Source organism: Sphingomonas sp. MM-1 (assembly GCF_000347675.2).
GTDB classification, from domain to species: domain Bacteria; phylum Pseudomonadota; class Alphaproteobacteria; order Sphingomonadales; family Sphingomonadaceae; genus Sphingomonas_E; species Sphingomonas_E fennica.
This window is the reverse complement of sequence record NC_020561.1, coordinates 1,597,998-1,623,210: the sequence shown is the minus strand read 5'-3', so window position 1 is coordinate 1,623,210 and position 25,213 is coordinate 1,597,998. Positions and strand designations below refer to the sequence as shown.

General features: G+C 63.6%; 23 protein-coding genes, 1 CRISPR repeat array and 1 riboswitch. Of the genes, 11 read left to right on the top strand and 12 right to left on the bottom strand.

Annotated elements, in window-relative coordinates; genetic code table 11:
* The first annotated feature begins 7 nt into the window (after positions 1–7).
* The 3 genes from G432_RS07860 (at position 8) to G432_RS07850 (ending at position 5,101) form a co-directional block, all read left to right on the top strand.
* Complete coding sequence (locus tag G432_RS07860) at positions 8–874, top strand: hypothetical protein (protein ID WP_236626933.1); 867 nt, start codon at positions 8–10, stop codon at positions 872–874.
* Between the two features lie 10 nt (positions 875–884).
* Complete coding sequence (locus tag G432_RS07855; RefSeq protein ID WP_015458294.1) at positions 885–1,574, top strand: hypothetical protein; 690 nt, start codon at positions 885–887, stop codon at positions 1,572–1,574.
* 134 nt (positions 1,575–1,708) lie between these two features.
* The gene (locus G432_RS07850) at positions 1,709–5,101 is read left to right on the top strand and encodes a class I SAM-dependent DNA methyltransferase (protein WP_015458293.1); all 3,393 of its coding nucleotides are present in this window, start codon (positions 1,709–1,711) and stop codon (positions 5,099–5,101) included.
* A gap of 89 nt (positions 5,102–5,190) precedes the next feature.
* Positions 5,191–6,627: direct repeats of the CRISPR family, unit length 36 nt; unit sequence GCCGTGGTTTCCCTACCGATTTGCCGATGGTAGGCT.
* 58 nt (positions 6,628–6,685) lie between these two features.
* Here the strand turns inward: G432_RS07850 and cas2 are convergent.
* The 8 genes from cas2 to G432_RS07815 form a co-directional block, all read right to left on the bottom strand.
* Entirely contained in the window at positions 6,686–7,015 is a 330-nt protein-coding gene (gene cas2, locus G432_RS07845) for a CRISPR-associated endonuclease Cas2 (RefSeq protein ID WP_015458291.1), read from the bottom strand.
* Between the two features lies 1 nt (position 7,016).
* Entirely contained in the window at positions 7,017–7,904 is an 888-nt protein-coding gene (cas1, locus tag G432_RS07840; RefSeq protein WP_202192030.1) for a type II CRISPR-associated endonuclease Cas1, read from the bottom strand.
* Positions 7,877–11,038 (bottom strand): type II CRISPR RNA-guided endonuclease Cas9, encoded by a 3,162-nt coding sequence (cas9, locus tag G432_RS07835; protein ID WP_015458289.1) that lies wholly within the window; start codon positions 11,036–11,038, stop codon positions 7,877–7,879. The genes cas1 and cas9 overlap by 28 nt, the downstream gene beginning before the upstream one ends.
* Before the next feature lie 257 nt (positions 11,039–11,295).
* A complete protein-coding gene (locus G432_RS07830; protein WP_144062010.1) occupies positions 11,296–11,964 on the bottom strand; it encodes a hypothetical protein in 669 nt (222 codons plus the stop codon).
* 316 nt (positions 11,965–12,280) lie between these two features.
* Positions 12,281–12,472 (bottom strand): type II toxin-antitoxin system Phd/YefM family antitoxin, encoded by a 192-nt coding sequence (locus G432_RS22500; protein ID WP_015458287.1) that lies wholly within the window; start codon positions 12,470–12,472, stop codon positions 12,281–12,283.
* Between the two features lie 26 nt (positions 12,473–12,498).
* A complete protein-coding gene (locus G432_RS07820; RefSeq protein WP_015458286.1) occupies positions 12,499–13,065 on the bottom strand; it encodes a recombinase family protein in 567 nt (188 codons plus the stop codon).
* Between the two features lie 241 nt (positions 13,066–13,306).
* Positions 13,307–13,780 (bottom strand): hypothetical protein, encoded by a 474-nt coding sequence (locus tag G432_RS23195; protein ID WP_144062009.1) that lies wholly within the window; start codon positions 13,778–13,780, stop codon positions 13,307–13,309.
* Positions 13,768–16,932 (bottom strand): RHS repeat-associated core domain-containing protein, encoded by a 3,165-nt coding sequence (locus G432_RS07815; protein ID WP_187294040.1) that lies wholly within the window; start codon positions 16,930–16,932, stop codon positions 13,768–13,770. The genes G432_RS23195 and G432_RS07815 overlap by 13 nt, the downstream gene beginning before the upstream one ends.
* Positions 16,933–17,287: 355 nt before the next feature.
* On the opposite strand from G432_RS07815, the gene G432_RS07810 reads away from it, so the two are divergent.
* Positions 17,288–17,533 carry a hypothetical protein gene (locus G432_RS07810; RefSeq protein ID WP_015458284.1) on the top strand — a complete coding sequence of 82 codons (246 nt, stop codon included), beginning with the start codon at positions 17,288–17,290 and terminating at the stop codon, positions 17,531–17,533.
* 3 nt (positions 17,534–17,536) lie between these two features.
* The gene (locus tag G432_RS07805; RefSeq protein ID WP_041864840.1) at positions 17,537–18,319 is read left to right on the top strand and encodes a metallophosphoesterase family protein; all 783 of its coding nucleotides are present in this window, start codon (positions 17,537–17,539) and stop codon (positions 18,317–18,319) included.
* A 45-nt stretch (positions 18,320–18,364) separates the two neighbouring features.
* On the opposite strand, the gene G432_RS07800 is transcribed toward G432_RS07805, so the two are convergent.
* Positions 18,365–18,910, bottom strand: a complete 546-nt coding sequence (locus tag G432_RS07800; RefSeq protein ID WP_015458282.1) for a PEPxxWA-CTERM sorting domain-containing protein — start codon at positions 18,908–18,910, stop codon at positions 18,365–18,367.
* A 251-nt stretch (positions 18,911–19,161) separates the two neighbouring features.
* On the opposite strand from G432_RS07800, the gene G432_RS07795 reads away from it, so the two are divergent.
* Together G432_RS07795 and G432_RS07790 are read left to right on the top strand one after the other, a co-directional pair.
* Positions 19,162–19,524, top strand: coding sequence for a hypothetical protein (locus G432_RS07795; RefSeq protein WP_015458281.1), 363 nt, complete (start codon positions 19,162–19,164; stop codon positions 19,522–19,524).
* A gap of 115 nt (positions 19,525–19,639) precedes the next feature.
* Positions 19,640–20,215: a 2'-5' RNA ligase family protein gene (locus tag G432_RS07790; protein WP_015458280.1), complete on the top strand. Its 576-nt coding sequence runs from the start codon at positions 19,640–19,642 to the stop codon at positions 20,213–20,215.
* A gap of 3 nt (positions 20,216–20,218) precedes the next feature.
* On the opposite strand, the gene G432_RS07785 is transcribed toward G432_RS07790, so the two are convergent.
* Together G432_RS07785 and G432_RS07780 are read right to left on the bottom strand one after the other, a co-directional pair.
* Positions 20,219–20,644 (bottom strand): VOC family protein, encoded by a 426-nt coding sequence (locus G432_RS07785; RefSeq protein WP_015458279.1) that lies wholly within the window; start codon positions 20,642–20,644, stop codon positions 20,219–20,221.
* A gap of 26 nt (positions 20,645–20,670) precedes the next feature.
* On the bottom strand, positions 20,671–20,979 hold the full coding sequence (locus G432_RS07780; RefSeq protein WP_015458278.1) for an alkylphosphonate utilization protein: 309 nt from the start codon (positions 20,977–20,979) through the stop codon (positions 20,671–20,673).
* A 183-nt stretch (positions 20,980–21,162) separates the two neighbouring features.
* Here G432_RS07780 and G432_RS07775 point away from each other — a divergent pair, with 183 nt between their 5' ends.
* On the top strand, positions 21,163–21,516 hold the full coding sequence (locus G432_RS07775) for a DUF1428 domain-containing protein (RefSeq protein WP_015458277.1): 354 nt from the start codon (positions 21,163–21,165) through the stop codon (positions 21,514–21,516).
* A 45-nt stretch (positions 21,517–21,561) separates the two neighbouring features.
* A riboswitch (cobalamin riboswitch) is annotated at positions 21,562–21,767 on the top strand.
* A 96-nt stretch (positions 21,768–21,863) separates the two neighbouring features.
* A complete protein-coding gene (gene bluB / locus G432_RS07770) occupies positions 21,864–22,529 on the top strand; it encodes a 5,6-dimethylbenzimidazole synthase (protein WP_015458276.1) in 666 nt (221 codons plus the stop codon).
* On the opposite strand, the gene G432_RS07765 is transcribed toward bluB, so the two are convergent.
* Positions 22,510–23,361 carry an ABC transporter substrate-binding protein gene (locus G432_RS07765; RefSeq protein ID WP_015458275.1) on the bottom strand — a complete coding sequence of 284 codons (852 nt, stop codon included), beginning with the start codon at positions 23,359–23,361 and terminating at the stop codon, positions 22,510–22,512. The two genes, bluB and G432_RS07765, sit on opposite strands and share 20 nt — an antisense overlap.
* Positions 23,362–23,441: 80 nt before the next feature.
* Here G432_RS07765 and G432_RS07760 point away from each other — a divergent pair, with 80 nt between their 5' ends.
* Complete coding sequence (locus G432_RS07760; protein WP_015458274.1) at positions 23,442–24,428, top strand: FecCD family ABC transporter permease; 987 nt, start codon at positions 23,442–23,444, stop codon at positions 24,426–24,428.
* Complete coding sequence (locus G432_RS07755; RefSeq protein WP_015458273.1) at positions 24,422–25,198, top strand: ABC transporter ATP-binding protein; 777 nt, start codon at positions 24,422–24,424, stop codon at positions 25,196–25,198. Before G432_RS07760 ends, G432_RS07755 begins: the two co-directional genes overlap by 7 nt.
* The last annotated feature ends 15 nt before the right edge of the window (positions 25,199–25,213 follow it).

The following is a 25,213-nucleotide window of genomic DNA, read 5'->3' as shown; positions in this document are numbered from 1 at the left end:
CGAACCGATGCAGCATCTCGGCCCCACGGCGAGCGCGATCGAGCGCAAGGGTGAGCGCAGTGAACGCGGCGACATCAACCGCGACATCCACGCGGCGAACGCTGAACGTGCGGCGTGGAAGGTCCGCAAACGCGAGATCGAAGACGAGCTTGTCCGCCGCACGCCGCATCAGCCATCGTCGCCGCAAAGTCTGCAGGCCGAGCTGCGAACGTTGCGCGATGCGATGGTGGCCGAGCGCGCGAAATGGCAGGCCGAAGTTGCTGCGATCGGTAAGCCGGCGGTCCTGAAGCCCTATGAGGTGCGTCGCGCGATCCTCGATCCGGCGCGGACAAGGCTGGCTCAGGCCGAGCGCGACTTGAGCGCCACCCGTGAGCGCGTCCAGCGCCTGTCCACGCGCCGGATGCAGCTCGCGCATTGGGTCAAAAATCCGCAGCGGATGATCTGGGCGAAGATCCGCGAGGTCCACGCGATCGATCGGGCGCGGCGCGACGTTGCCCGCGCCAAGGCCGGTCTTCGGCTGCGCGAACAATGGCTGGGCAGTGAGCAGGGCAGGGCCTATGTGCTCGCCCAGGTCGATCGCTCCCACGCGGCTGCCAAGCCGTTGCTGGGCCGTCGTCGTACCCTCGCGCGTAAGATCGCGCGCGCCTCAAAGCGGATCGAACGCGTCGACAAATTGCAGCAGAAACTGCGCGTCGCCGAGAAGCTTGGGGTTGGCGCGATTGCGCGCCCGGTGCATGTCCGCAGCCCCGACCAGCTTATCCGCAGCATTGATCAGACGGTGATGCGCATGGCCCGCTCGTTCAGCCCGCAGCAACAGCAGCACGCTCTGCAACAGGTCCGCGCGATCGGGCGCGTCATCGGGCTGGAATGGTAGCAAAGATCCTATGACTTTCTGGGAATGGATTGCTGTTAACAAGGAGCAGCTTGGCATCCTGATTACCGGAGCAGGTGTGCCCCTTTTGCTTTGGCAGGTGACGCAGTCGGGGCGGCAGGAACGACGGCGCCTTCGACGTCGTCATGCCGCCGCGCGATCGACCTTGCCGCTCACCCTCAGCGCGATCTGCGCTTATGCGGGGCGCGCTGGCGCCGAGCTGCGGCCGATGTTCTACTTTTATCGTGGACGCGGCCCGCATCTGGAATTTACGCCGCCCGTGGCATCTGATCAGATTATCGCCGCGATTGAGCGTATGATCGAAGCCGCGTCGAAAGAGGAGATCGCACATCGGCTCGCCGATATCGCTAGCCGGATGCAGGTGCTTTCCGCTCGTATGAACGGCCTTGTGGTTAGCCCCAGCGTGTTTCGTTCGCTGGTGGGAGAGTTGATTCTGGACGCCGCTGAAATTGATGCGTTGGCATCTTCGCTCTTCGCATTCGCGCGTCGCCACACCGAAAAGGCGCCACCGCCATTGACGAAGTCGGATATCAGGAATGCACTCCATCGGATTGGCTGTGACGAAGAACGAGATTCCGAGATCTACACGGCGTTAGGCGAAACTCCGCAATGGCAAGCCCTCCCGCCGTGGTGGAGGCGGCTTGGCAATCGCTTTCACAAGCCCATTTTGGCGGAATACTGACGGAACAACATTCACGTCATGAAGCACTACCTGCAAGATAATTTAGCAGGTAAGCACCGTGTCAACTTGCATGGTCGTGCGATTAAAACAGCCCGATTACCATTTATAAATAAAGATACCGTGTCTTAGACGGCATGGATAAGGCTGATCGGGTCGAGTCGTTTATCGATCGCTGGCGGGGCGGTGAAGGTGGCGCAGAGCGCGCCAACTATGCGCTGTTCCTGGTTGAACTGGTCGACCTTCTCGACTTGCCACGCCCTGATCCCGCAGAAGCGACCCGTGATCGCAATGATTACGTTTTCGAGCGCGCGGTACGTCGGACGGATCGGGACGGAAAGGAAAGCATCGGTCGCATCGACCTGTATAGGCGCGGCTGTTTTGTGCTCGAAGCCAAGCAGAGCCGGTGGAAAAACCAGGCGAAGGAGGTGCAGGTACCGGCTGCCCAACTTCCGCTGCCGGCCTTTGCGGAGCCCGAAATTCTGGGCCGACGGAACGCGGCGCGCAACTGGGACGTGCTGATGCACAACGCGCGAGAGCAGGCGGAGCAATATGCCCGCGCGCTCGAGCCGGATCATGGCTGGCCGCCATTTCTCATCATCTGCGACGTCGGCCATTGTCTCGAACTGTTCGCCGACTTTTCGGGGCAGGGTAAAAATTACCGGCAGTTCCCGGATCGCGCGGGCTTTCGTATCTATCTCGACGATCTGCGTGACGAAGCGGTGCGGCGGATGTTGCGCGCTATTTGGCTCGATCCGCACAGCCTGGACCCCGCGCGCAAGTCCGCCGCGGTTACGCGCGAGATTGCGCGGCGGCTTGCGAAGGTCAGCAAGGCGCTGGAGGATCGGGGGCACGCGCCGGAGAAGGTCGCGCATTTTCTGATGCGCTGCCTGTTCACGATGTTCTCCGAAGATGTCGGTCTGCTCGAACGCGGCTGCTTCACCCAGCTTCTGGAGGAATCGACTGCCACCCCTGCCAGCTTTGCGCCCTTGCTCGAAGATTTGTGGCGCGTGATGGACAAGGGTGGCTTCTCGCCTGTGCTCCATCGGCCTGTCCGCCATTTCAACGGCAAGCTGTTCGCCGATGCATCCGCGATTCCGCTCCAGCGCGAGGATATTGGCGAATTGCTGGCCGCCGCCCGGCATGACTGGACGCAAGTCGAGCCCGCCATTTTCGGCACGCTGCTGGAACAGGCGCTCGACCCCGGCGATCGCCGGCAGCTGGGGGCGCATTATACCCCGCGAGCTTATGTCGAGCAGCTGGTGGTGGCTACGGTGATCGCTCCGCTTCGCGCCCAGTGGGAGAGGGTGGTGCTGGGCACGGTCGAGCGGGAGCGCGTCGATCATCCGGGGCGGGCGATCGGCGCGGTGCGTGAATTTCACGCCCAGCTGGCCCAGACGCGCGTGCTAGACCCGGCCTGCGGCACCGGTAACTTCCTCTATGTCGCGCTGGAACTGATGAAGCAGCTCGAGGGGGAGGTGCTCGAAACGCTGGCCGCATTGGGTGGCCAGGAGGCGCTGGCGCTGGAGACGATGAGCGTCGATCCGCGCAATTTTCTGGGTCTGGAGATCAATCCGCGCGCTGCCGCCATTGCCGAGCTGGTGCTGTGGCTGGGCTATCTGCAATGGCATCTGCGCGGCGGCGGCGCCATCTCCGATCCGGTGCTGCAGAGCTTCGGCAATATCGCCTGCCGCGATGCCGTGCTGGCCCACGATCCAGAGCGTCCCAAGGCAGACGGAAGCGGGACGGAGCGACCCAATGCCCGCCCGCCGGAATGGCCCGAGGCGGATTATATCGTCGGCAACCCTCCGTTCATCGGCGGCAAGGATCTGCGGTCGCGTTTGCCCGCGGGCTATGTCGAAGCCTTGTGGCGCGCGCACCCGCATATCAATCGCTCGGCCGATTTCGTGATGTACTGGTGGGATCGGGCGGCGGAGCTGCTGACGCAGAAGGGCACGCGCCTCAAAAGATTCGGCTTCGTCACGACCAACTCGATCACACAGGAGTTCAGCCGCCGCGTGATCGCGAAGCGGATAGAGGGGCGTGTGCCGCTCCACCTGGTCCTAGCGATCGCCGACCATCCCTGGACCAAGGCCAGTCGCGATGCCGCGGCCGTGCGGATCGCGATGACGGTGGCGGAAGCCGGCGCTGGCGATGGGCAATTGCGCACCGTCGTCGCCGAAGTGGCGCTCGACAGCGATCAGCCGGTCATTTCGATGACCGTGACGGATGGCCGGATCAACGCCGACCTGACCATTGGTGCAAACCTCATGGAGGTAGTTGCTCTTCGCGCGAATGGGGGCCTTGGCTCGCGCGGCGTGTCTCTTCACGGCGCAGGCTTCATCGTCAGTCCGCAGGAGGCGGAGCATCTCGGGCTCGGCCGGGCTGATGGACTGGAACGCCATATCCGCCCTTATCGCAACGGACGTGACCTTGCCGGCCGGGCGAGAGGGGCGATGGTGATCGACCTTTTCGGTCTCGACGAGGCGACCGTGCGCCGCCGTTTTCCTGACGTATTTGGGCATGTGTGGCGCAGGGTGAAGCCCGAACGCGATACCAATAATCGTGCGACCTATCGCGATAATTGGTGGATTTTCGGAGAGCCGCGGCGGGACTTACGACCGGCCCTCGAAGGGCTGCCGCGTTATATCGCAACCGTGGAAACGGCCAAGCATCGGGTTTTCCAGTTCCTCGACGCGGCCATTCTGCCCGACAATATGCTAGTATGCATTGCATCCGACGACGCTTTCCACCTGGGAGTCCTGTCATCGCGCATACATGTCACTTGGGCGCTGCGCGCGGGAGGCTGGTTGGGTGTCGGCAATGATTCCCGCTATTCCAAGTCCAGAACGTTCGATCCTTTTCCCTTCCCGGAAGCAACAGCGGCCCTTCGCGCCCGGATTGCCGATGTCGCCGAAGAGCTGGACAGCACACGCAAGACGGTTCTGGCCGTGCAGGGCGATCTGACGCTGACCGGCCTCTACAATCTGCGCGACAAGATCGAACGTCACGAGCCGCTCGATATGGTGGAACAGGATCAGAGAGTCCGCGGGCGCATCGATATCATCTGCGCGCTTCATGCCCACCTGGATCGGGTGGTGGCCGAGGCTTTTGGCTGGCCGACGGATCTCGCCGATGAGGATATCGTGGCCAGGCTTGTCGCGTTGAATGCCGCTCGCCATCAGGAAGAACGCAACGGCATCGTCCGTTGGCTTCGGACGGACTATCAGCTCGGCCGCGCGGGTATCGAACAGCTCGGCCTGAAGGTCGACGTGCCCGATCGGATCGCGGCGCATCATTCTTCGTCCAGTATTCGCAAGCCAGCATTTCCACGCGATGCGATTGGTCAGACAGCGGCTGTGCTGGAGGCGCTTCGGTCCGCTCCATTGCTGTCGGCGGAAGCGATTGCCGATCGCTATAGCAATGGCCACAAGGCGCTGCCGCGCATCGGGGCCACATTGTCGGCCCTCACGAGGCTGGGACATGTCGCGGCCGAAGGCGGTGATTATTCCCTCCGACGTGCGGCGTGACGTTGATACCGGGGGGAGGAGGGCTGGAATAGCCCGTGCAGGCTTGCCGATGGTAGGCTGGGGAGACGGTGGACGAAGCGATCATCTACGCCGTGGTTTCCCTACCGATTTGCCGATGGTAGGCTCCGGGCTCACTGCCCTCATCGCGTAAAAGGAGCCGTGGTTTCCCTACCGATTTGCCGATGGTAGGCTATTATGGTCATCCTCGCGCGGGCGCACAGGGCCGTGGTTTCCCTACCGATTTGCCGATGGTAGGCTGCCGCTTGCCCATATGCGTCCGTCCGCTGGGCCGTGGTTTCCCTACCGATTTGCCGATGGTAGGCTTTGGCCAAACCGAACTGCGCGTCAACATAGGCCGTGGTTTCCCTACCGATTTGCCGATGGTAGGCTATCATCTGGATCTGGCGCATCGAATGTTTCGCCGTGGTTTCCCTACCGATTTGCCGATGGTAGGCTAACCAGCAATACCGCCTCCAGCAATACCGCCTGTGTGATATCTTGCCGTGGTTTCCCTACCGATTTGCCGATGGTAGGCTGTGGGCCGGCTTGGCTATGCGCCCTGGGGGGCCGTGGTTTCCCTACCGATTTGCCGATGGTAGGCTCCTTCCTCTCCCCGTCCCCTCGCAGCGAGTGCCGTGGTTTCCCTACCGATTTGCCGATGGTAGGCTGCCTGGGCCGCCGCCATCGCGGCAAGAATCGCCGTGGTTTCCCTACCGATTTGCCGATGGTAGGCTATGCGCTACAAGCGCGAGCTCGGGATGGGCGCCGTGGTTTCCCTACCGATTTGCCGATGGTGGGCTCAGCAGGTTGTTGACGTGGGTCTCGCCGCGGCCGTGGTTTCCCTACCGATTTGCCGATGGTAGGCTTGCGCGCATATGTGGGCGGACTTCGCCAAAGCCGTGGTTTCCCTACCGATTTGCCGATGGTAGGCTGGTTCGAAGGTGAGCTTGACGCGTGGAAGGGCCGTGGTTTCCCTACCGATTTGCCGATGGTAGGCTGTCAACAATGTACGACTGGCGCACAGATACGCCGTGGTTTCCCTACCGATTTGCCGATGGTAGGCTCTAAAGCGCGTTGGCTGTCGAGCAACTCGGGCCGTGGTTTCCCTACCGATTTGCCGATGGTAGGCTGCGTCGCGGAATCCGCCTTTGCAGCGGGCTGCCGTGGTTTCCCTACCGATTTGCCGATGGTAGGCTTTCAGGGCTGTTGTTACAGGGCGACGTTCGGCCGTGGTTTCCCTACCGATTTGCCGATGGTAGGCTGCCGCTATCGTTGCGATGTCAGTCATCACTGCCGTGGTTTCCCTACCGATTTGCCGATGGTAGGCTCGGCCACGTCCGGGTTGTTACGGACATAGGGCCGTGGTTTCCCTACCGATTTGCCGATGGTAGGCTGAAAGCGCGTGCGTAGACCCGGCGAACTTCGCCGTGGTTTCCCTACCGATTTGCCGATGGTAGGCTCAAACGCGCGTCGCCCAACCGTCTTGCCCGGCCGTGGTTTCCCTACCGATTTGCCGATGGTAGGCTGCCTCTGCGGTAACGGATTGGAACTGCTGTGATTTTCGCGGATCAAACGCCGCCGAAATCACAGCAGAACCATCTGGGATGAGCCGATTTCTTCGGTTTTTGGCGCAATGCCGAGCATCAGTTCCATCCTACCATATTGCCTGTCGGTCACCTGGAGCGTTCTGACGCTGCCTTCCTTGGGCAGGCTGGTGCGTACCCGGCGGACATGCTTGTCGACAGCATCCTGCCCCCGGCAGACCCGCGCGTAAACCGAGAATTGCAACATGATGTAGCCGTCCTTTTTCAGGAACTGGCGGAAGCGGTTTGCCCGCCGGCGTTGCGGCTTGGTGCGGGTGGGCAGATCAAAGAAAACCATCAGCCACATGAAGCGGACCTCATCGGCTTGCATGTCAGCCGCGTCGGGCGAGCGGCAGCGCGGGTGTGTTGAGCAAGGCTGCGTTGCCGCCGTCAATCGCCTGGACAAGGCTGGCCGCCACCGCCTCCGTTGCGGCGAGCATGGTCAGGTGCTCCTCGCCAATTGCGATATTCTCACCCAGGATGCCTGCCATATGCCTGCGATCCGCCACGTCGAGCTCGTCGCGCTCCTCCTGTAGCGCACGGAGACGCGCCAAGCGGTCGACCGCCGGGCGGAATGGTTCGAGCAGGTCGTCGACCAGGTTGAATGGATTTGCGCGTGAACGATGGTGGACGCCGAACGCGGGGAGCAGCCCCGACGCGGCGCAGGCACGGGCGAGCGCCGCGCGGACGACCGCATAGCCATAGTTGAGCAGGCCATTGCGCCGGTCTTCATCATGTCGCCAGAAATCTGCGAACAACCTTTGCCAGTAAGCGCGCGCCGCCTGGGCCTCCAGATTGTCCGGATCGCCCGAGCCGACGCGCGCGGCCATGGCGGAGAGCGTATCGGCATAATCGTGGCCGATGCCGCGCAGCACCGCCGCCTGATTTTCGATCTTTGCGACGACCAGCTTCTGCCAGAGCCGCTTCCTGAGCGGCTGTGTCATCGCGATCTGGCTATGGGCAATCGCCGATTGCGCATGGTGCTGATGGAAGGACAACAGCATCCCGGCGGGATGGTGCCTGGCGTCCGGCACGACCATGGCGACGCCATTTTCGGCCAGCGCGCTCAACAGCGATCCGGTCAACGTGACTTGCGGCGTATCGAGGATGATCCAGGCCACGTCCTCGACCGGGAAGGTCAGTATCTCGCTTCCGCCTTCAGGATCGACGACGATCTGGCGGCTGCGGTGGCTCAGCCGGGCGGGGTTGGATATGTGCAAGCCACGCCATGCCATGTGCGGACCTCGGATTTTACTTCGGCGCGTTTGCCGAACCGATCCACACTATACTTCTTCATGGTTAACAGCGTCTTGGCGCCGATGCCGCGCGTCGAATTTCCGCTGTCATCGGTGAGAGAACGTGAGTCCCTATGATTGAAAAGACTTATCGCGCCAGTTGATCGGTCCATTCCCTGAAAATATCCAGAGAGCACCTCACCGCCTGGTTTGGTCACTTCTACATATGATCGGGGAAACAGGCTGAACAGAAATCCGAAATTTTCATCGAGCAGCGTCCATTCCGACTCATCCTTGTACGCCACCACGGCCCGCATCGGTGGTGTTGGCCATTCCGCCTTGTTCATCACCTGATGGGGGTAGATCGGCACGAGATAGAATTCGTTCTTGCCCTTCTTGTTGGGCTTGGTGAACACATCCACCCGGACAATCTCTCCACGATCCGCCGCACCGCCGCGCACCTGAACGGCGGGCTTGCCTTTCGTGCGCAGCCGCACTTTCCGGATCTCGTCGCCCGCGGGTGACCGGGGCAGCCTGTCGGCGGGGCGTCCGTCGACGATCCACTGGCGGATCGCCTCCACTATCGCCTGGTTGCGTTCCGGATCCTTGATATCGGCCAGGCGCTTTTCCGAAAGATCGGCGATCGCCTTGCGTTCGAACACGACTGCCGCGCCGTCGCGTTCCCTGACCTGACGGATCGTCGCGGCATGGCCTTCGCCGCGCGCACGCCGGCGTTCCGGACGGGCCACGAAAATCCCGTCATAAGCGTCTTTCACCTCGCGTCGGAAGCTGTGAAAATCGCCCCATGGCGGATCGACGCGGCGCAGCGGCCGCGCCAGCCCCTGCTGCTCCCATTCCTGATAGGATCGGGTGAGACGCTGGACCTCCCCTTCGCCGATCGCGGCGACCACCAGCGCGTCGAGCGCATGGTGGCGGGCGTCATCGACGCGTTTGCCGTCCCGCTTCTTCAGCGCTTCGACGCCCCAGGCATGGCGCAGCGCGGCGGTGAGGCCGCCGGGGCGCGTGAACACCCGCCGCACGCCGCCTTTGTCCTGCCGTTCGCCCTCCGGATAAAACAGCTTCACCGCCTCGGCGAGCAGTCGTGCCGCATAACGGGTGTCGTTGAGGTTGCGGGCCCGGAAACGCTCCTCCGCCTCCTTCGCATTCTTCAGCACATAGTTGCGCTTCTTCGGCCCGCGGAAGGCGGCATTGCCCTCGATCCGCGCCACGAATGTCGCCCAGCCCTCCTCGCCCTGTGCGGCGGTGATCCATTCACAGGGCGTCTGCCCCTTTTTGCGCTGATTGGCCGCGGTCGCGCACAACACCTTGTTGGCGAAGCTGTCATCCCCGAAGCGGGACCAGGGGAGGATATGATCGACCTGAAAGCTGTTGTCGGTCGCGATGATGGCGCCGGGCGGGATCGGCGCATCGGTATAAGGGCAGCGACCGGCCTGTTCCTTCCACAGGCGGTAACGCAGTAGCGTGTCGCCGCTAACGTCGTCGATCCCGAGCAGATCGCGCGCTTCGCCGCGCTCGCGTTCGCGCGCCGCCGTATTCTTCTCGATCGCTCGTTCGATTTCGCGGCGCTTTTCAAGGCTGTTGCCGACATCGCGCGCCAGTTCAATATGGATAGCGTCGGGCAGGCCCCAGCGGTTGCGCATCGCCCACAGCTGCTTGAGCGCCTCGGTCAGCGACTTGCGGGCGATCGGGTTGGCGATCTCCGCGCCCATGTCGGTGACGAGTCGGTTGAACGCCGCCTTGTCGGCCACCTGTTCGCGCTTCGCCCAGCGGCTTGCCGCATGGTCATAGCCTGCCTTCGTGCATGCCTGATCGTAGCGCAGGCCCGCCTCGAGATGCGGAAGCAGCGCGCGCGCCGCCCTTGCCGAAATATGGCCGGTGCCCTTGAAGCGGGCGAACGCGCCGGCATCGAGGCCCGTCGCGATCGCGTCCCGCACCCCGGCGGGCAGGTCAAGCTTGTCCAGTTCCTTCAGGATCACGTCCTGCGTCTCGAAGAAACTCAGGGCGTGGGCGATCGCATCAAGCTGCCCGGGAAGCATCTCCGCCCAAAGCCCCTCACCCAGCGCCTTGCGCAGCCGGTAGGTGCCGTGCAGCGCCTCGCCGGTGCGGGCGATGATATCGCGATCCTCCTCGTCGGCCTTGAAGGCGGCGAAGCGGTGATCGGCGGCAAGGCCAATCCGCTTGCGTACTTCCTTCACCGAAAGCTTCGCGGTACGCCCGAGGTCCGCCGCCGCGGCCGCGATCTCGTCGGCGGTCAGTGGCCGTTCCCCCTCCACCGTGACGACCCGGAGATTGGTCAGCCGTTGGAGCAGGCGGAAGCGTTCGAATGAGGGTGCGAACCGGGCGGCGCGCTTCTCCTTCGGCTCGAATTGACACAGGCCGACCAGCCTTTCGCTGTCCTGTATTGGCAGTTGGCGGAAGGCGATTGCCGTGAAGGCCTGTTCCAGTTCGGCCGTTGCCAGCGCGCTGCCGAGGCGGCGCTGCGCCTTGAAGATTTCGCCGACTTCGTGCAGCAAATCATCGCGGCCCTGGGTGCGATCGAACATCCCGTCGCGGTTGCGTTTCCGGGACTCGAAATCAGGGTCGCGAGCGAACATCTCGCCAATCGTGCGATAGCGGCCCAGCCTCTCGTGCGTCGCTTCCAGCGCCTTCAGCATTTTCTGGTCGTCGCCGGCGGTATTGGCCTCCTTGCGCCTGGCCGCCGATTTGAAGCCGCGCCGCTTGGCGATATGACCGAGGGCTACGGCGAGTGCGGCGGGTTCAAGCACTTTGTCCAGGCTGCGGGCGCGCAGATCCCACGGGTCGAGCCCGGCCCGCTTCAGCGCTTCGGGTGCGTGCCCGGCCAGCAGGCCGTGATCGTGGAACAAACGGCGGATCTCTACCATCCGCTGCGCCCGCCGCCGGATCACGCGGCGCAGCAGGCGATTACCGCGACGGACCTGGTTGGTCGGCGTCCGCTCCTTGTCGGTTTCCGGCACGTCGAACATCCAGCTGCCGAGATCGACGATCTCGCCGGGGTCTCCGTCGCGCTGTGGCTGGCGGAGAACCGCCCATCCGCAAGATGCGATGCCAAGGTCGATCCCAAAAACCATGCCGCTCATTGGCTTGCCCCCCTGCCCCGAAAGAAGCGCCTTGACGGTGGCAGGTCAATCGACAATTGTGGCGACGGCAAATCGGTAGGGAAGCCACGGTAACAGAGCTTCACTGTGAAGGATCATTCCCTCGCGGGGAAATTCCTTATTGAAGCATTGATACAGAGGTTTCTCTGTTAACGAGACCCTCACCGGGAAACTGGTGGGGGTTTTGTTTTTCCGGGAATGAAGCCGCTAATGCCTCCGGTGCCTTGACCATGGGGGTGTTACGGCTGTGGCCTTTGCCCCAACAGGCCCAGCACAGTCTGCTTCCCATCCATCCACGCAGCTGCGACGGGGTTGCGCCATGCGATCATGTCATGGATGCGCTGATAGTCATCGGCGATGTTGCGTGTGAATACGGGCTCGTGATGGGCGATCCGGTTTCGCAGGTGTCGGATCCCGCGAAGGTCGTTGTACGCGGTGATGCGGCATTGGCTGATCGTCTGTTGCGCTGGCGCGCCGGGAAAGCATGTGCGGAAATGCTTGTTCCAGATTCGTGTCTCCTGCCCGACGGTGAAGATGTTCTCCCAGAATGCGAACTTTAATTCGGCGATGATCTTGCCCGTTGTGGGGAGCCGGGCAGCGCAGGCCTTAAGGTCGTCGGCAGGGATATAATGGAACCTTTTCTTCGGCCGGGGAAGACTGCGGATCAATCCGTTGCTCCATGGCCATGTGGCCCCGTGGACCAGTTCGATCCCCTCGGCGATGCCATTGCGGATAGCGATCTCGCATACCTGCAAGGGCACGATCAGCGCCGATGAGAGGGCGAGATTCCATTCGTAGAGTTCGAGAGCCTTTTCCCGGTAGTTGCCCATGGCCTGGAGATAGGTGGCAAAGCGGGGCGCCGAGATGACAGTGGGTAGCTCGTGGAGCTCGTCCTGGGTGAAAGGCAAGTTCGGTTCCTGTCGGCAGCCCATTGACGAGATCGTCAATGGGCCTATATAAAGCGCCATCGGCTTTGAGAATGCGGGCTCACGCCCCCCCTCATCGTCTAAGGATATCTAGGCCCGCCGAAAGGTGGGCCTTTTCTTTTTGGCCGTCTCGGGCGCCGGCAATCCGCCAACTCGAAATGACCGCGTTAACATAGCCTTGGCGGCCCTTGGTTCAAGATGGTTCGATCCGGGGAAATCGTGGGGCTATTCCGCAACAGGCAGGCGAACAAGCCTGGGGAGGAACCGGCTGCTTTCTCCGAGGCAGGTGGTTCGCGAGCTAGGGCGAGGCGCCGTCGGCCGCCGCTTCGCCTTCACCGTCACTGAGCAACCGCTGATAGTCCTCGATGCTGAGGAGGACATAAGCCACGCGCCTGCGCTCGGTGATGAAGACCGGGCCGTTCCGCGCCGCCCGTTTGACCTGCCCGATATGGCGGCTCAACGCGCGACTGGGGAAAGTGGTGATGGCCATGGTGCGATGTTAGCCGATCCCGCGCGTCACGCCATATCGTTTCGGTCGCTCTCCAGCGCTTTGTAGAGCGCGGTCTTGCCGATCCTGAGCCGGGCCGCCGCCTCCCGCACGGTGAGCCCGGCGGCGATATGCTGGCGCGCCTTGCGTAACTTGTCCGGCGTGACGACCGGGCGCCGCCCGCCCCGGCTGCCGCGTTCGCGCGCCGCGCTGAGGCCGGCCTGGGTGCGTTCACGGATCAGGTCGCGCTCGAACTGGGCGAGCGCGCCAAAGATGTTGAACACCAGCATTCCGCCCGGCGTCGTGGTGTCGATATGTTCGGTGAGCGACCGGAAGCCGATGCCGCGCGCCGCCAGTGCGTCGACGGCGTCGATCAGGTGGCGCATCGAGCGGCCGAGCCGATCGAGCTTCCACACCACCAACGTGTCGCCGGAACGCAGATAAGCGAGCGCCTCGGCGAGGCCCGGCCGATCGGCCTTGGCGCCCGACGCCTGATCATCGAAGATCCGCTCGCAGCCGGCATGGGCAAGCGCATCCTGCTGCAATGACAATTTCTGATCGGCGGTCGAGACGCGGGCATAGCCGATCAGCGCCATCGGTGGCTCCCGAGTGTCCGTTTTCCCATCAAGATACGATCTTGTCCGAAGCGCCATCAAAGGTCCAGAGTTTACGGACAGATTCCGCCTGGCCGCTCAACGACCGTCCGACGGACAGCTCTCGCGGCCATCCAGCGAAGCGCGAAGGACGATGCATCCACAGAGTAAGAGGAGTCCGCTAACAGTCGTTCCCACACGAGCGGCCGACCGGAACTGGTGGCCTGTGGGAACGTTGCTCGCGTCATTCATGATTTAGGCACATAATTCTTTCAGCTAAAATTATATTCTTTCTATAAATGCTTTGTGAATCTGGCTTAATTAGGCGGCCTGACACAGAAATATTTTCGAATACGATATGGCTGTTTTTGTTTTTGATGCATGGAACCATGGTGCCTTTCATGCCATCAAAAGCAGCTTGCTCCGAAATGTTCAAAATAGCACTTATTTTCTCAGAAGAGTTTCTTGGCGATCCAGTAAACTGCATATTGCCATTATCTTCGTGCAACGACCCGTAGATCGTTAAACTAGATGAAGGGATGCAGTAATTTGCGGGTAGTACATTATATAAAATCCCATCTTTTTTATCAAGGGAAAGCGCGTAGCACGGATCTTTTAGAAGTTCTGATGATAAAAACAAGATAACTATTAAGAAGATAGATACAAATACAAAAAATGATAAAAATAAAAATTTAGGCATTTTGATCATTTTTTGCATACTGTTCCTCCATCTTTAGATTTGGAACACTGGCTTCCTTCTAGTCCGACACGAATTTGACCCATGCCTCCGTTGCGTGTTTGGTACGATACTTTAAATGTTCCATCTTTTAGCTCCGTAACTTTTGTAATTATATCGCCTTTTAGATCTCCAAAACTGAAGGCGCCCAAAGAATTTCCTGAAGAATCTATCTTTACAAGAGTGTATAGCATGTCGCTGGATGGATCATATGCCTTGACTGTCGAGTTCGGCATAATTCCCCATATGGGCTTTCCTATTGACTCGGATAAATTAATGTCATCAGGAGAGAGATTTTCGTTACCTGCAACGTTAAAATCTGTGTAATGCGAGTGAGTGATAACATTGCAATAGGAGCAGCTTGGAACATTTGCTTGATTTCTTTCTCCTCTAAAATATGACGAGTAGTAAGTGAATCCCATAGATGGCCAATAGGTCAATTTCTGAGCGTACTCGACGCCGAACCTGCGGGATCTGTTGTCGTTTCTAATAAGGGAATTGAGTATATCGTATAAATTTACTCCGTTCGTCGGGCTATTTCCGCTGTCATCGACTAAATTGACCGGATCGGAATTGGCATAAGCGTAAATGTTCATACCTGCGTTGTAGCCGATGGGATCGGTCTGCAGGAACCGGCCGAAGGTGGGCGAGTAGATACGGGCCTTGTAATAATAGAGGCCAAGCTCGGGCAGCCATGTCTGGCCGGCGTACTGGAACCGGCCGAGATTGGTCGATTGCGGGATGCCATATTCGTCATAGGCGTTGATCGCGATCGTGTTGCCCGCACTGTCGCTCACTGCGATGACCGAGCCGCGTTCGTCGGCGTGGAGCCAGCGCCGGTCGGTCGTGCCGGAACCTTCATACCACACGAGCGGCTCGTCGACATCAGAGCCATGGACGTAACGCTGCTGGAGCACACCCGTGCTGCTATATTCGGCGGCGAGATTGGCACCGTCATAGGCGAACCGCTTCGTTACGCTTCCGGCTGTTTGCAGCAGGCGGCCGGAAGGGTCATAGCTCAATGTGACGCCGGGGCCCGAGATCAGATAATTTTCCGAGCTATAGGCATAGGTGCCTGTACCGCCATTGGTGAGGTTGCCGCGCGCGTCATAGGCCGGCGCCGGCGCGACCCCGGTGATGGCAGAATATTGGTTGAGTCCGTTCACCGTGTAGGACCGGTTCAGATTGACGTGCTGCGTCCAGCTGTAGAGGTCGTTCGACCGATCCTGACGCGTCAACTGCCCGCCAACATTATAGGTAAATGTCTGGGTGAAGTCCGACGCTGTCCCGGTGAGGTTCTGGGTCAGCTGGCTGAGCCGCGAGGCATTGTCATAGCCATATGAGGTGACGGTGCCGTTACCACGGGTCAGGCTCGTCCGCCGCCCGCGATCATCATAAGCGAAGGTCGCGAGCAGCCCAGCACCCGAGGTCGCGCCACTTTCGCGGACCGCGGTCATCTCGCCGGTGACGAGATAATCATAATTAACGTAGAAATTGTCGGGATAGGTGAGCTTCGTGCGGCGACCGGCAAGGTCATAGGCCATGCCGAACACGCCGAGCGCGCTCGACTGCGCGGTCATCCGCCCCAGCGCATCATAGGCCGCGCCGACAAAATTGCTGGCGGTATCGGTGGCAGTCGTAACGCGGCCGAGATTGTCATAGGCATAGCTGACATCGAGCTCGGTGCCGGGCAGATCCTTGGAGGTTGCCCGGCTCAGATTGTCATAGCTGAACGCGATGCTGGTGCCGTCGCGCAGCCGCCGGCTGGTGATGTTCGACCCGGCGTCATAGCCCAACTGCTCATAATCGGTGGTCGAGCTCGTCCCAGGCGTCGTCGGCGAAGGGAAGCGCGTCTTCGACAGCCGGTCGAACCCATCATATTCGTAGGTGGTCTTGTTGCCCTTGGCGTCAGCCACGGTCAGCAGCTTGCCATTGTTGGACCAAGTGTTGGTCACCTCGTCGCGCTGCAGCGACGTGCCGTAGGCCGTCTGCACCTTGGTCACCTGGCTCGCGGCATCATAGATCGTCTTTGCAATCCGATCCGGGCCATCGGCTCCGGCTGTCCCCAGCGTGCAGGTCGAGGCGGGCAACGAGCCGAACACCGCCTTGTTCATGCGCTGCGCCACGCAGTCCACCCGGCCGAGCGCATCATAGCTCGTCTGAGTCACGGCCTCGAGGGTTACGCCGCCGTAAAGCTCCTCCTTCACCTTGCGGCCATTGACGTCGTAACTGATCTGCGCCTTGTCGAGCACGGCCATCGCAGCCCAATCGGCATCCGACTGGCTGGCGACCGTGCCGCTCTCGACCTGCGAGACGAGGCCGTCTGGTCGATAGGTGTAGCGCGTAGCCCGGTGCTTCAGCGCACCCGCACCATCGGGGTCGGGGCTCACCGTCCCTACGACTCGGCGCGCGGCGTCATAACGATAGCGAATGGTGTCCGCCGTTCCGGAAAGAGCGCCGTCCACGGTTAGGGTATTGGCGATACTATCATAGGTTACCGAGGCCGTAGCGGTTAGTGCGCCATCGCCGGAGCCGCTCGATGTCGTCACCGGCAGCAGATTATTGGCAGTCCCCGCCACCTGCGCGCCATAGCCAAGCGTCGTCTTGACTTCATCAGCGCCACCAGCACAACTGGCGGTTGTCTTGCATGTTGAAGTCGACGTCAGCACATAAGTGTTCAGAATGCCGGTGCCGCCGGAAGCGACAAGCGATCCGGCACTGTTCTTGTAATATGCCTGCATCGGGGTGTAGCTATAACGCGACTGCGGTCGCACCCCGTTGGGGGCTGCCGGAGCGGTCACCGTCAGCACCCCGCCGTGGGTGGCATCATAGGTGTAATCGGTGACCTTGCCGCGCGCATCGGTCGTTGACGTCGGCTTGTTGCAGGTGATCGCGTTGCCGCAGGTCGCCGGATAAACAGCGCTTTTCACGATATCCGCGAGACCCGAACCGGATTTACCTACCGACCGCGTTTGGGTGACATTGCCGCGAGCGTCATAGGTAAATTGGGTATAGTTTCCCTCCGGCGCGGTCACTCGTGTTACCCGGCCAAAACTGTCGCGCTGATAGCTGGTCGTTCTGTTCAGAGCATCGGTATCGCTAATCACCCGGCTCGTTGCAATGTCTGACGTCACGGTGCGCTGAGCCGACAGCGGCCCGCTACGCTGCGTCGTCCGGATACCGCTCGCATCCAAATAGGTATAGGTCCAGGCAACTCCTTCATTTGTGACAGTGGATACGCGACCATTTGCGTCATAAGCGATCGTGATAGTGTCATTCGTTGCGCCAGGCCGACGCACTCCGGAGATACGACCTGAGGTGTAAGTGAAAGAAAAATTGTTTCCGAGGGCATCGCCGGAAACATCACTGCTGCCGCGAGCAAACGGCCAAGCCTGTGTAAACGTGCAATTTAGAGTGATGGGGTCGCAATAATCAACAGCGTTATTGATTGCCTGTGCCCCATATAGCGTCTGCCAGCGCTGCGAGGGGATGAATGAGAATCGCGAGGCATGGTGCCTCCGTCCCGCCGTGCTGGCGGCGGACCGGGGCCTGCGCGATGCCTATGCCGATGCCATCCGCACCGGCGTGGAACGTTCGACCCTCATCTCCTATCGCAAGCGCTGGGCGCGGCTCCGCAATCGATCGTCGGACGAGCCGCGCTACCTGATCGGCAGCTATCGGGCGCTCGCCGAAGAACTCGCCTCTCTCAGCGATCAGGCCCGCATGGGGCGCTGAACGATGGCCTTGGCCCCTCCGCCTTCCGCCGCGCCGGTCCGGCCGGGCAGTGTCGAGGGCGGGCTGGTCTATGCGATCGGCGACGTCCATGGCTGCTACGATCAGCTTTGCGGCTTGCTCGGCCGCGTCATGGAGGACATCGCTGGTCGCGGCGCGGGGCGCCGGCCGATCCTCATCTTCTGCGGCGACTATATCGATCGCGGCCCGCAATCCGCCGAGGTGCTCGACGCGCTCTGCTGGCTGGATCGGCGCGCAGGGTTCGAGCTTCATCTGCTCAAGGGCAATCACGAACAGGCGCTGCTCGATTTCCTGGAAATGCCGGAGGATGGCGAGGGCTGGCTGGAATTTGGCGGGGTGGCGACGCTCGCCTCCTATGGCGTGGCGCCGCCCGCCGCCGATCTCGGCCCGCAGGATTTCCGCCGCGCGCGTAACGAGCTTCTGGATCGGATGCCCGCCGGCCATCTCCGCCTGCTCCAGCGGCTCGAGCTGATCGTCAGCCTCGGCGATTACGCCTTCGTCCATGCCGGCATCCGCCCCGGCATTGCGCTCGACCGGCAGGACGAGGACGACCTCCTCTGGATCCGCCGCGATTTTCTCGACGCCGCCGGCCCGCATGAAAAGATCATCGTCCACGGCCATAGCTGGGCGGACGCGCGCCCGGATATCGGCCCCCACCGCATCGGCATCGATACCGGCGCCTACCAGACCGGCGTGCTGACGGCCCTGCGGCTGGAGGATGGCGGGATCCAGGCGATCCAGTTCGGGGCGGAAGAGCGCCTGTCCTGATGGAGGCCCGCGCCACCGCAATGGCGGCGCGGGCCAACCGATATCTCAGGCGAAGGAAACGGAGGTGCGCGGGCGGCGGCGCATCGCCGCGCCCGTCAGGCCGAAGCCCGCGATCATCATCGCCCAGCTGGCGGGTTCAGGAACCGCGGCGGGGATCGCCAGCGTCAGGTTGGCGCCGGTCGAATGCTTCACGGCTACGCCCGCCTCGGAATAAGCCAGATCCCAGGTCTTGAGCGTGAAGGGGTTGAACGTCAGGTAGAAATCCTCGGTCGTGCCCTGCACGCCTTGCCCGAACGGATTGTTGACGTTGCCCCACAGGATGAAGGCGTCTGGGCTGCCCTTGGCGTTGTTCGGCGACAGGAAGGCGGTCGCGGTCGTGTAGACGGTCGATCCGATGGTGAAGGCGATGCTTTCCAGCGAAGCGGTCTGGGTGTCGGCGTCCTGGAGGAGGGTGAAGCTGCCCGTCACCGTCTTCGAATTGTCGTTCAGGAGGCCCTGGAAATTATAGGTCTGCACCACGGCCGCGGCCTGTGCGGCGCCTCCCGAGGCAAGAGCGGTCAGCAGCCCGAGCGTAGATACGATCGTCTTCATGTCTGTCTCCCAATGCGGAACTCATGGCCCCACCACGAATTCCGCCGAGGGTTAGCGGCCGCCCGTGACTCCAGCGTGACGATCCTAACGATTTGTTAACCCTGTTTTTCGGAACGGGCCGGGCACCGGCATCAAGGCCGTCCGCGCGGCGGCGTGCGGCGGGGCGGGCGCAACCACTTGGCCCCAGCATCGTTACGCTGGTGGAACCGGGGCCTGGTTCGTCGGCGCCCCGCGACAGAGGAGGGTTCAGGATGGTCAGGCCGATTATCGCCGTTGCCTTGCTTGCCTTGCCGCTGGTGGCCTGCGGCCCGAAACAGGAGGAGAAGGCCACCACCAACATCGTCGTTCCCGAAGGCGACTATGCGGAGCGGCTGCATGGCATGACGGAGAATGAGCGCAACGCCGTATTCTACCGCGCCATCCATGATGCCGGCCGCCCCTGCCAGCAGGTGCGCGAATCCACCGCGATCGCGCCGATCAAGGATGCGCCGAGCTGGGTCGCCACCTGCGAAGATGGCGGCCGCTGGGTCATCATCCTCGGCAAGGCCGGGATCGCCCAGGTCACCAACGCCGCCGAGCTGGAGGCCGCCACCGGCGGGACCGGCACGCCCTGAGCCGAGGCGCGACGGGATCGGGCGGATGGACGGATCCGCCCGATCCCGCCGGGCTGGACAATCGCGGTTGAGAACATATCATGAACATCCATGATGTTCGATTCGGGTGCGTGCCATGTCCGTCGCCAGTCCGGCCGGGTCCGTCGATCCGGTCCGCCACCGCTTCTTCTATGCCCTGCTGCCGCCGGTGGTGCAGGCCTACAGGATCGATCAGGAAGCGCTCCGGCGCGGCGGCGATCATCATCGGGTGCGGATGGAGCATCTGCACATGACGATGGCGATCCTCGACGATCATGCCAGCTATCCCGAATGGCTCGAACAGCCGCTGGCGGCGGTGGGGGAGGCGATCCGGGCGGCGCCGGTCGCGATCGATCTCGATCGGGTGGTCGGCAGCAACCGATCGGTGGCGTTGCGGCCGGGCAAGCGCAACCGGGCGCTTGGCGATCTCCACCGCCAGATCGATGCCGGGCTGCGGAGGGCGGGCGTGATGCCGCGCGAAGGCTATGGCTTCAGCCCGCACCTCACCCTCTTCTACCGCATCGGCGCCCCCTTCACCGAGGCGGTCGAGGGCTATCGCTGGGTGGCGCGCGAGCTGGTGCTGGTCCACAGCCTCGTCGGCCTCACCCGCCATCGCATATTGGGCCGCTGGCCGCTCAGGGCCGATCCGGGGCCGCAGCTCAGCCTGTTCTGATGCTCAGAGCCAGCCCGGCGTATGGGCATATTCCAGCTTGATGCCGTCCAGGTCCTCGAAGAACAGGGCATAATAATCGCCCGAATATTGGGGATAATGCGCCGGCGGATCGAGCACCTTGATCCCCTGCTCCACCAGCAGGGCGTGGAGCCGGTCCACATCCTCGCGGCTTTCCGCCCGCCAGGCGATATGCTGCACGCCGGGCGCATAGCGGCGATAGCCATGGTCCTTCAGCGCCGGATCGCAGGGGATGAGCCCCAGCGACGCGCCGCGTCCCTCGGCCGGCAGGTCCCATTCCGCGCCGCTGCCGCCGGATACCCGGCGGTAGCCCATATATTCCAGCACCGGGCCATAGACGCGGATCGATGCCTCGATATCGCTCACGCACAGGTCGATATGGTGGAATGCCCCGCGATTGGTTCCGGCCATATCGATCTCCCTGTCGCGGCTATGCCTCAGCGCTTCTTCACGAACTCCGCGCGCAGCACCAGGCCCTTGATGCCGTCGTGGCGGCAATCGATCTCCTGCGGGTCGCCGGTCAGCCGGATCGACTTGATGAGCGTCCCGCGCTTCAGCGTCTGGTTCGCGCCCTTCACCTTCAGGTCCTTGATCAGCGTCACCTGGTCGCCGTCCGCCAGCACATTGCCCACCGCGTCGCGCACCTCGACGCCGCCATCGGCCGCGGTCGGGCGGGCCGCCGCTTCCGCCGGGCTGATCCATTCGCCCGTCGCCTCGTCATAGATATAGTCTTCGTCGCCGCTCATGTCGTTCCACCTTGTCCTTGAAGCGGGAAGCCCTAGCGGCACCGGCCGCTTCCCGCCACCCGCGCAGCATAGCATCCGTCCCGCCCGCCGGGAACCGCCGGCTCCGCCCGGCCGTTGCCTTGCCCATGCCGGAAGATGCGCGCCGCCGTCCTTCGCTGCGGCGGCCATGGAGAGGATGCCGTGATGCCCTATGTCGATGGATATGTGCTTGCCGTGCCGGTCGAGAAGATCGACGAATATCGCGAGATGGCCGTCCGCGCCGGGGAGGTGTGGAAGGAGCATGGCGCGATCGCCTATGTCGAATGCGTGGCGGACGACGTGCCTTATGGCGAGCTGACCTCCTTCCCCCGCGCCGTGCAGCAGAAGGAGGGCGAGACCACCATATTCTCGTGGATCACCTATCCGTCCCGCGAGGCGCGGGATGCGATCAACGCCAAGGTGATGGCCGATCCCCGGCTGAAGGGCCAGATGAATCAGGCGCCCTTCGATCCCCGGCGGATGATCTTCGGCGGCTTCCGTTCGATCGTGGAGCTGTGAGCCGCGTCGAGATGTGATTGGCGAAAGCCGGCGAACAGGATAAGGCGCAGGGCACACGCGCCGGTGCCCCTTCGGGGGCTTCGAAAGGGAATGCGGTGCGGGCGGGTTTTCCGCCTCATTCCGCGGCTGACCCTGCAACTGTAAGCGGCGAGCCCGTGGGCCACATGCCATTGGGGATATCCTCCCCGAGAAGGCGGCCCGCCCGGCCCTGACCCGCGAGCCAGGAGACCTGCCGGCGTGATGTCGCTCTTGCCCCGGCCCAGGGACTGGCCGTGGCGCGGTGCTCCGTCTGGGCGACGTGGGGCGGCGGGCGATGCCGTCGCGGTCGTTTGGGCGGGAGGGAGCATTTGGACGGGACGGCGGGCGGCGCGGACGGGCCGCATTTCGATGAAGGGTTCCGGCACGGGCTGGGCCAGCTTCTGGCCTGGCGGCGCGACGTGCGCCATTTCCGGCCCGATCCGCTGCCACCCGGCCTGCTCGATGAGCTGCTGGCGCTCGCGCAGCTTGCGCCCTCGGTCGGCAATGCCCAGCCTTGGCGCTTCGTCACCGTCGATTCGACCGCGCTGCGCGCGGCCCTGGCGGACCATGCCGATGCGGAAGCGCGGCGGGCGGAGGCGGCGCTTGTTGCCGATGCCGCCCGGCTGGATCTCTATCGCTCGCTCAAGCTCCACGGCCTGCGCGAGGCGCCCGGCGTGCTGGCGGTCTTCTCGGATGACGGGCCGGAGGCCGGGCACGGCCTCGGCATCGCCACCATGCCGGAGGCGCTGGCTTATTCCACGGTGATGGCGATCCACACGCTGTGGCTCGCGGCGCGGACGCGGGGCATCGGCCTCGGCTGGGTATCGATCGTCGATCCGGCGGCGGTCCGCGCCATGCTCGACCTGCCCGATCGCTGGCGGATGATCGCCCTGCTCTGCATCGGCTATCCGCTGGCGGCCTCCGACGTGCCCGAGCTTGAACGGCGGGGCTGGCAGGGCCGGCAGGACTGGCGGGTCAACGTCGTTGCGCGCTGAGCTGCCGTGCGCCGCGGATGCGGCCGACCTGCTCGGCCAGGCTGCGCGCCGCCGTCACATAAGCGGGGCCGCCGCACACCGTCCATGCCTGGGGCAGGGCGATGCGCGCAATGCGGCTGAGCGCCGGATGGTGCAGCATCTCGGTGCCCTGGTCGGCGACGGTGCCGGTCGCGCTTTCGACGATCAGATAATCGGGCGCGGCCGCCACCATCTCCTCCAGCGAAACCCGCGCCAGCGGGCCCTTGCCCAGCTTGCCGGCCAGATTGACCAGCCCCACCCGCGCCATCAGGTCGTCGATCAGCGTGCCCGTGCCGGTCATGTAGCCGCGCCGCTGGTAATAAGCGGCGACCTGGCCGTGCCCGTTCGCGGGGATGATCGCCAGATCGGCCTCCATCCGCCGGATCAGCGCCTCGCCGCGATCTGGATGTCCCACGGCGGCCGCCACCAGCCGGATCTGGGCCAGGATATCGGCATAGCTTTCGGCCGGCGGCAGGTTGACGGTGATCCGCTCCCCGCCCTTGATCGCGGCCAGCAGCTCGCGCCGGCGATAGGGGCTGGCGAGGATCAGGTCGGGCTTGCGCGAAAGCACGTCTTCGGCATTGCCGCGCGCCACCGGCAGCCGGGCGGCCAGCGCCGCGCCGGCCGACATCGCCGGATCGCGGGCGAAGGCGGAAAGCGCGGCGATCTGCCCCGGATCGGCCAGCGCCATCAGATATTGATCGGCGCAGAGGTTGAGCGAAACGATCCGCTGCGGCGGTCCGCTTGCGGCGCCGGCCGTCATCGGCAGGCAGGCGGCGGACATGGCCGCGAGGCGAAGGACGATCGCTTTCATCGCGCGCCGGCATGGCAAGTTGCCGGCCGGGGCACAAGCGGCGATCCATGGGATGGAGCATCGGATTTGGGGATGTGGGCATGAACCGGCTGCTTCTGCTCGGTGGGCTCGGCCTGCTCGTTCTCGCGGCCGGCCTCGCATCGCTCGCGGTGGGATCGGTCTCGCTCGGCTGGGCGCGGATGGCGGCGGTGCTGGGCGGCGCGGGCGATGACGTCGCACGCACCATCCTGGTCGATCTCCGCCTGCCCCGCGCGCTGCTCGGCTTGGGCGTCGGCGCGATGCTCGGCGTCAGCGGCGCCACGCTGCAGGGCTATCTGCGCAACCCGCTGGCGGAGCCTTCGGTGCTGGGCGTTTCCAGCACCGCGGCGCTGGGCGCGGTGATCGCGCTCTATTTCGGCCTCGCCAACTGGCATCCGCTGCTGCTGCCGCTGCTCGCCATCGCCGGCGCCTTTGCCGGCCTCGGCCTGCTCGGCCTGCTTTCCGGCCGATCGGAAAGCCCGCTGACGCTGATCCTCGCCGGCATCGCCGTCAGCACGCTGGCGGTCGCCGGCACCAGCCTTTCGCTCAACCTTTCGCCCAACCCCTTCGCGGCGATGGAGATCATGACCTGGCTGATGGGATCGCTGGAGGATCGATCGTTCGAACATGTCTGGATCGCGCTGCCCTGCATCGCCATCGGCTTGCTCCTGCTGCTGTGGGACGGCCGCGCGCTGGACGCGCTGACCTTGGGGGAGGATGGCGCGACCTCGCTCGGCATCGATCTCCGCCGCACCCGGCTGCGCCTGCTGCTGGGCGTGGCGATCGGCGTCGGCGGCGCGGTGGCGATATCGGGGTCGATCGGCTTCGTCGGGCTGATCGTGCCCCATCTCGTCCGCCCGCTCACCGATCGGTCGCCCTCGGCGATCCTGCTGCCGTCGGTGCTGGCGGGGGCGGCGCTGCTCACCCTGGCGGATGTCGCCGTCCGCATCATCCCCACCACGGCGGAACTCAAGCTGGGCGTCGTCACCGCCTTCCTGGGCGTGCCGATCTTCCTTGTCCATCTGATGCGGGAGCGCCGGCTATGGTGACGATCCGGGCGGAAAGTCTGGGCGTGGCGCTGGGCCGCCGCGCCGTGCTGGCGAATGTCGATGCCGATCTGGCGCCGGGCAGGCTGATCGGCGTGATCGGCCCCAACGGCGCCGGCAAGTCCACGCTGGTGCGGGCCTTGCTCGGCCTCGTGCCGCTATCCGGCGGCGGCGTGCGGGTGGATGGGCAGCCGGTGGCGCGCCTGCCCCGCGCGGCCCTTGCGCGTCGCATCGCCTATCTGCCGCAGGGGCAGACGCTGCACTGGCCGCTCACCGTGGAACGGCTGGTGGCGCTCGGTCGGCTGCCGCATCTGGCGCCGCTGTCGCGGATCGGCGAGGCGGATGTCGCCGCGATCGACCGGGCGATCGAGCAGGCGGATATCGGGCACCTGCGCGGCCGGGTGGCGACCGAGCTTTCCGGTGGCGAGCGCGCGCGGGTGCTGCTGGCCCGCGCGCTGGCGGTGGAGGCGCCCGCGCTGATCGCGGACGAGCCGCTGGCCGCGCTCGATCCCGGCCACCAGCTCGAGGTGATGGCGCTGCTGCGCCGCCAGGCCGATGCCGGCGCGCTGGTGGTGGCCGTGCTCCATGATCTTTCGCTCGCCGCCGGCCATTGCGATCGGCTGCTGCTGCTGCATCACGGCCGGCTGGTGGCGGATGGCCCGCCCGATCGGGTGCTGACGGCCGATCGGCTGGCCGACGTCTACGGCGTCCGCGCCTGGATCGGCGAGGTGGAAGGGCGCCGGCTGGTGGTGCCGATCAGCCATCATGGTTGACCGGCCCGGCCCGGC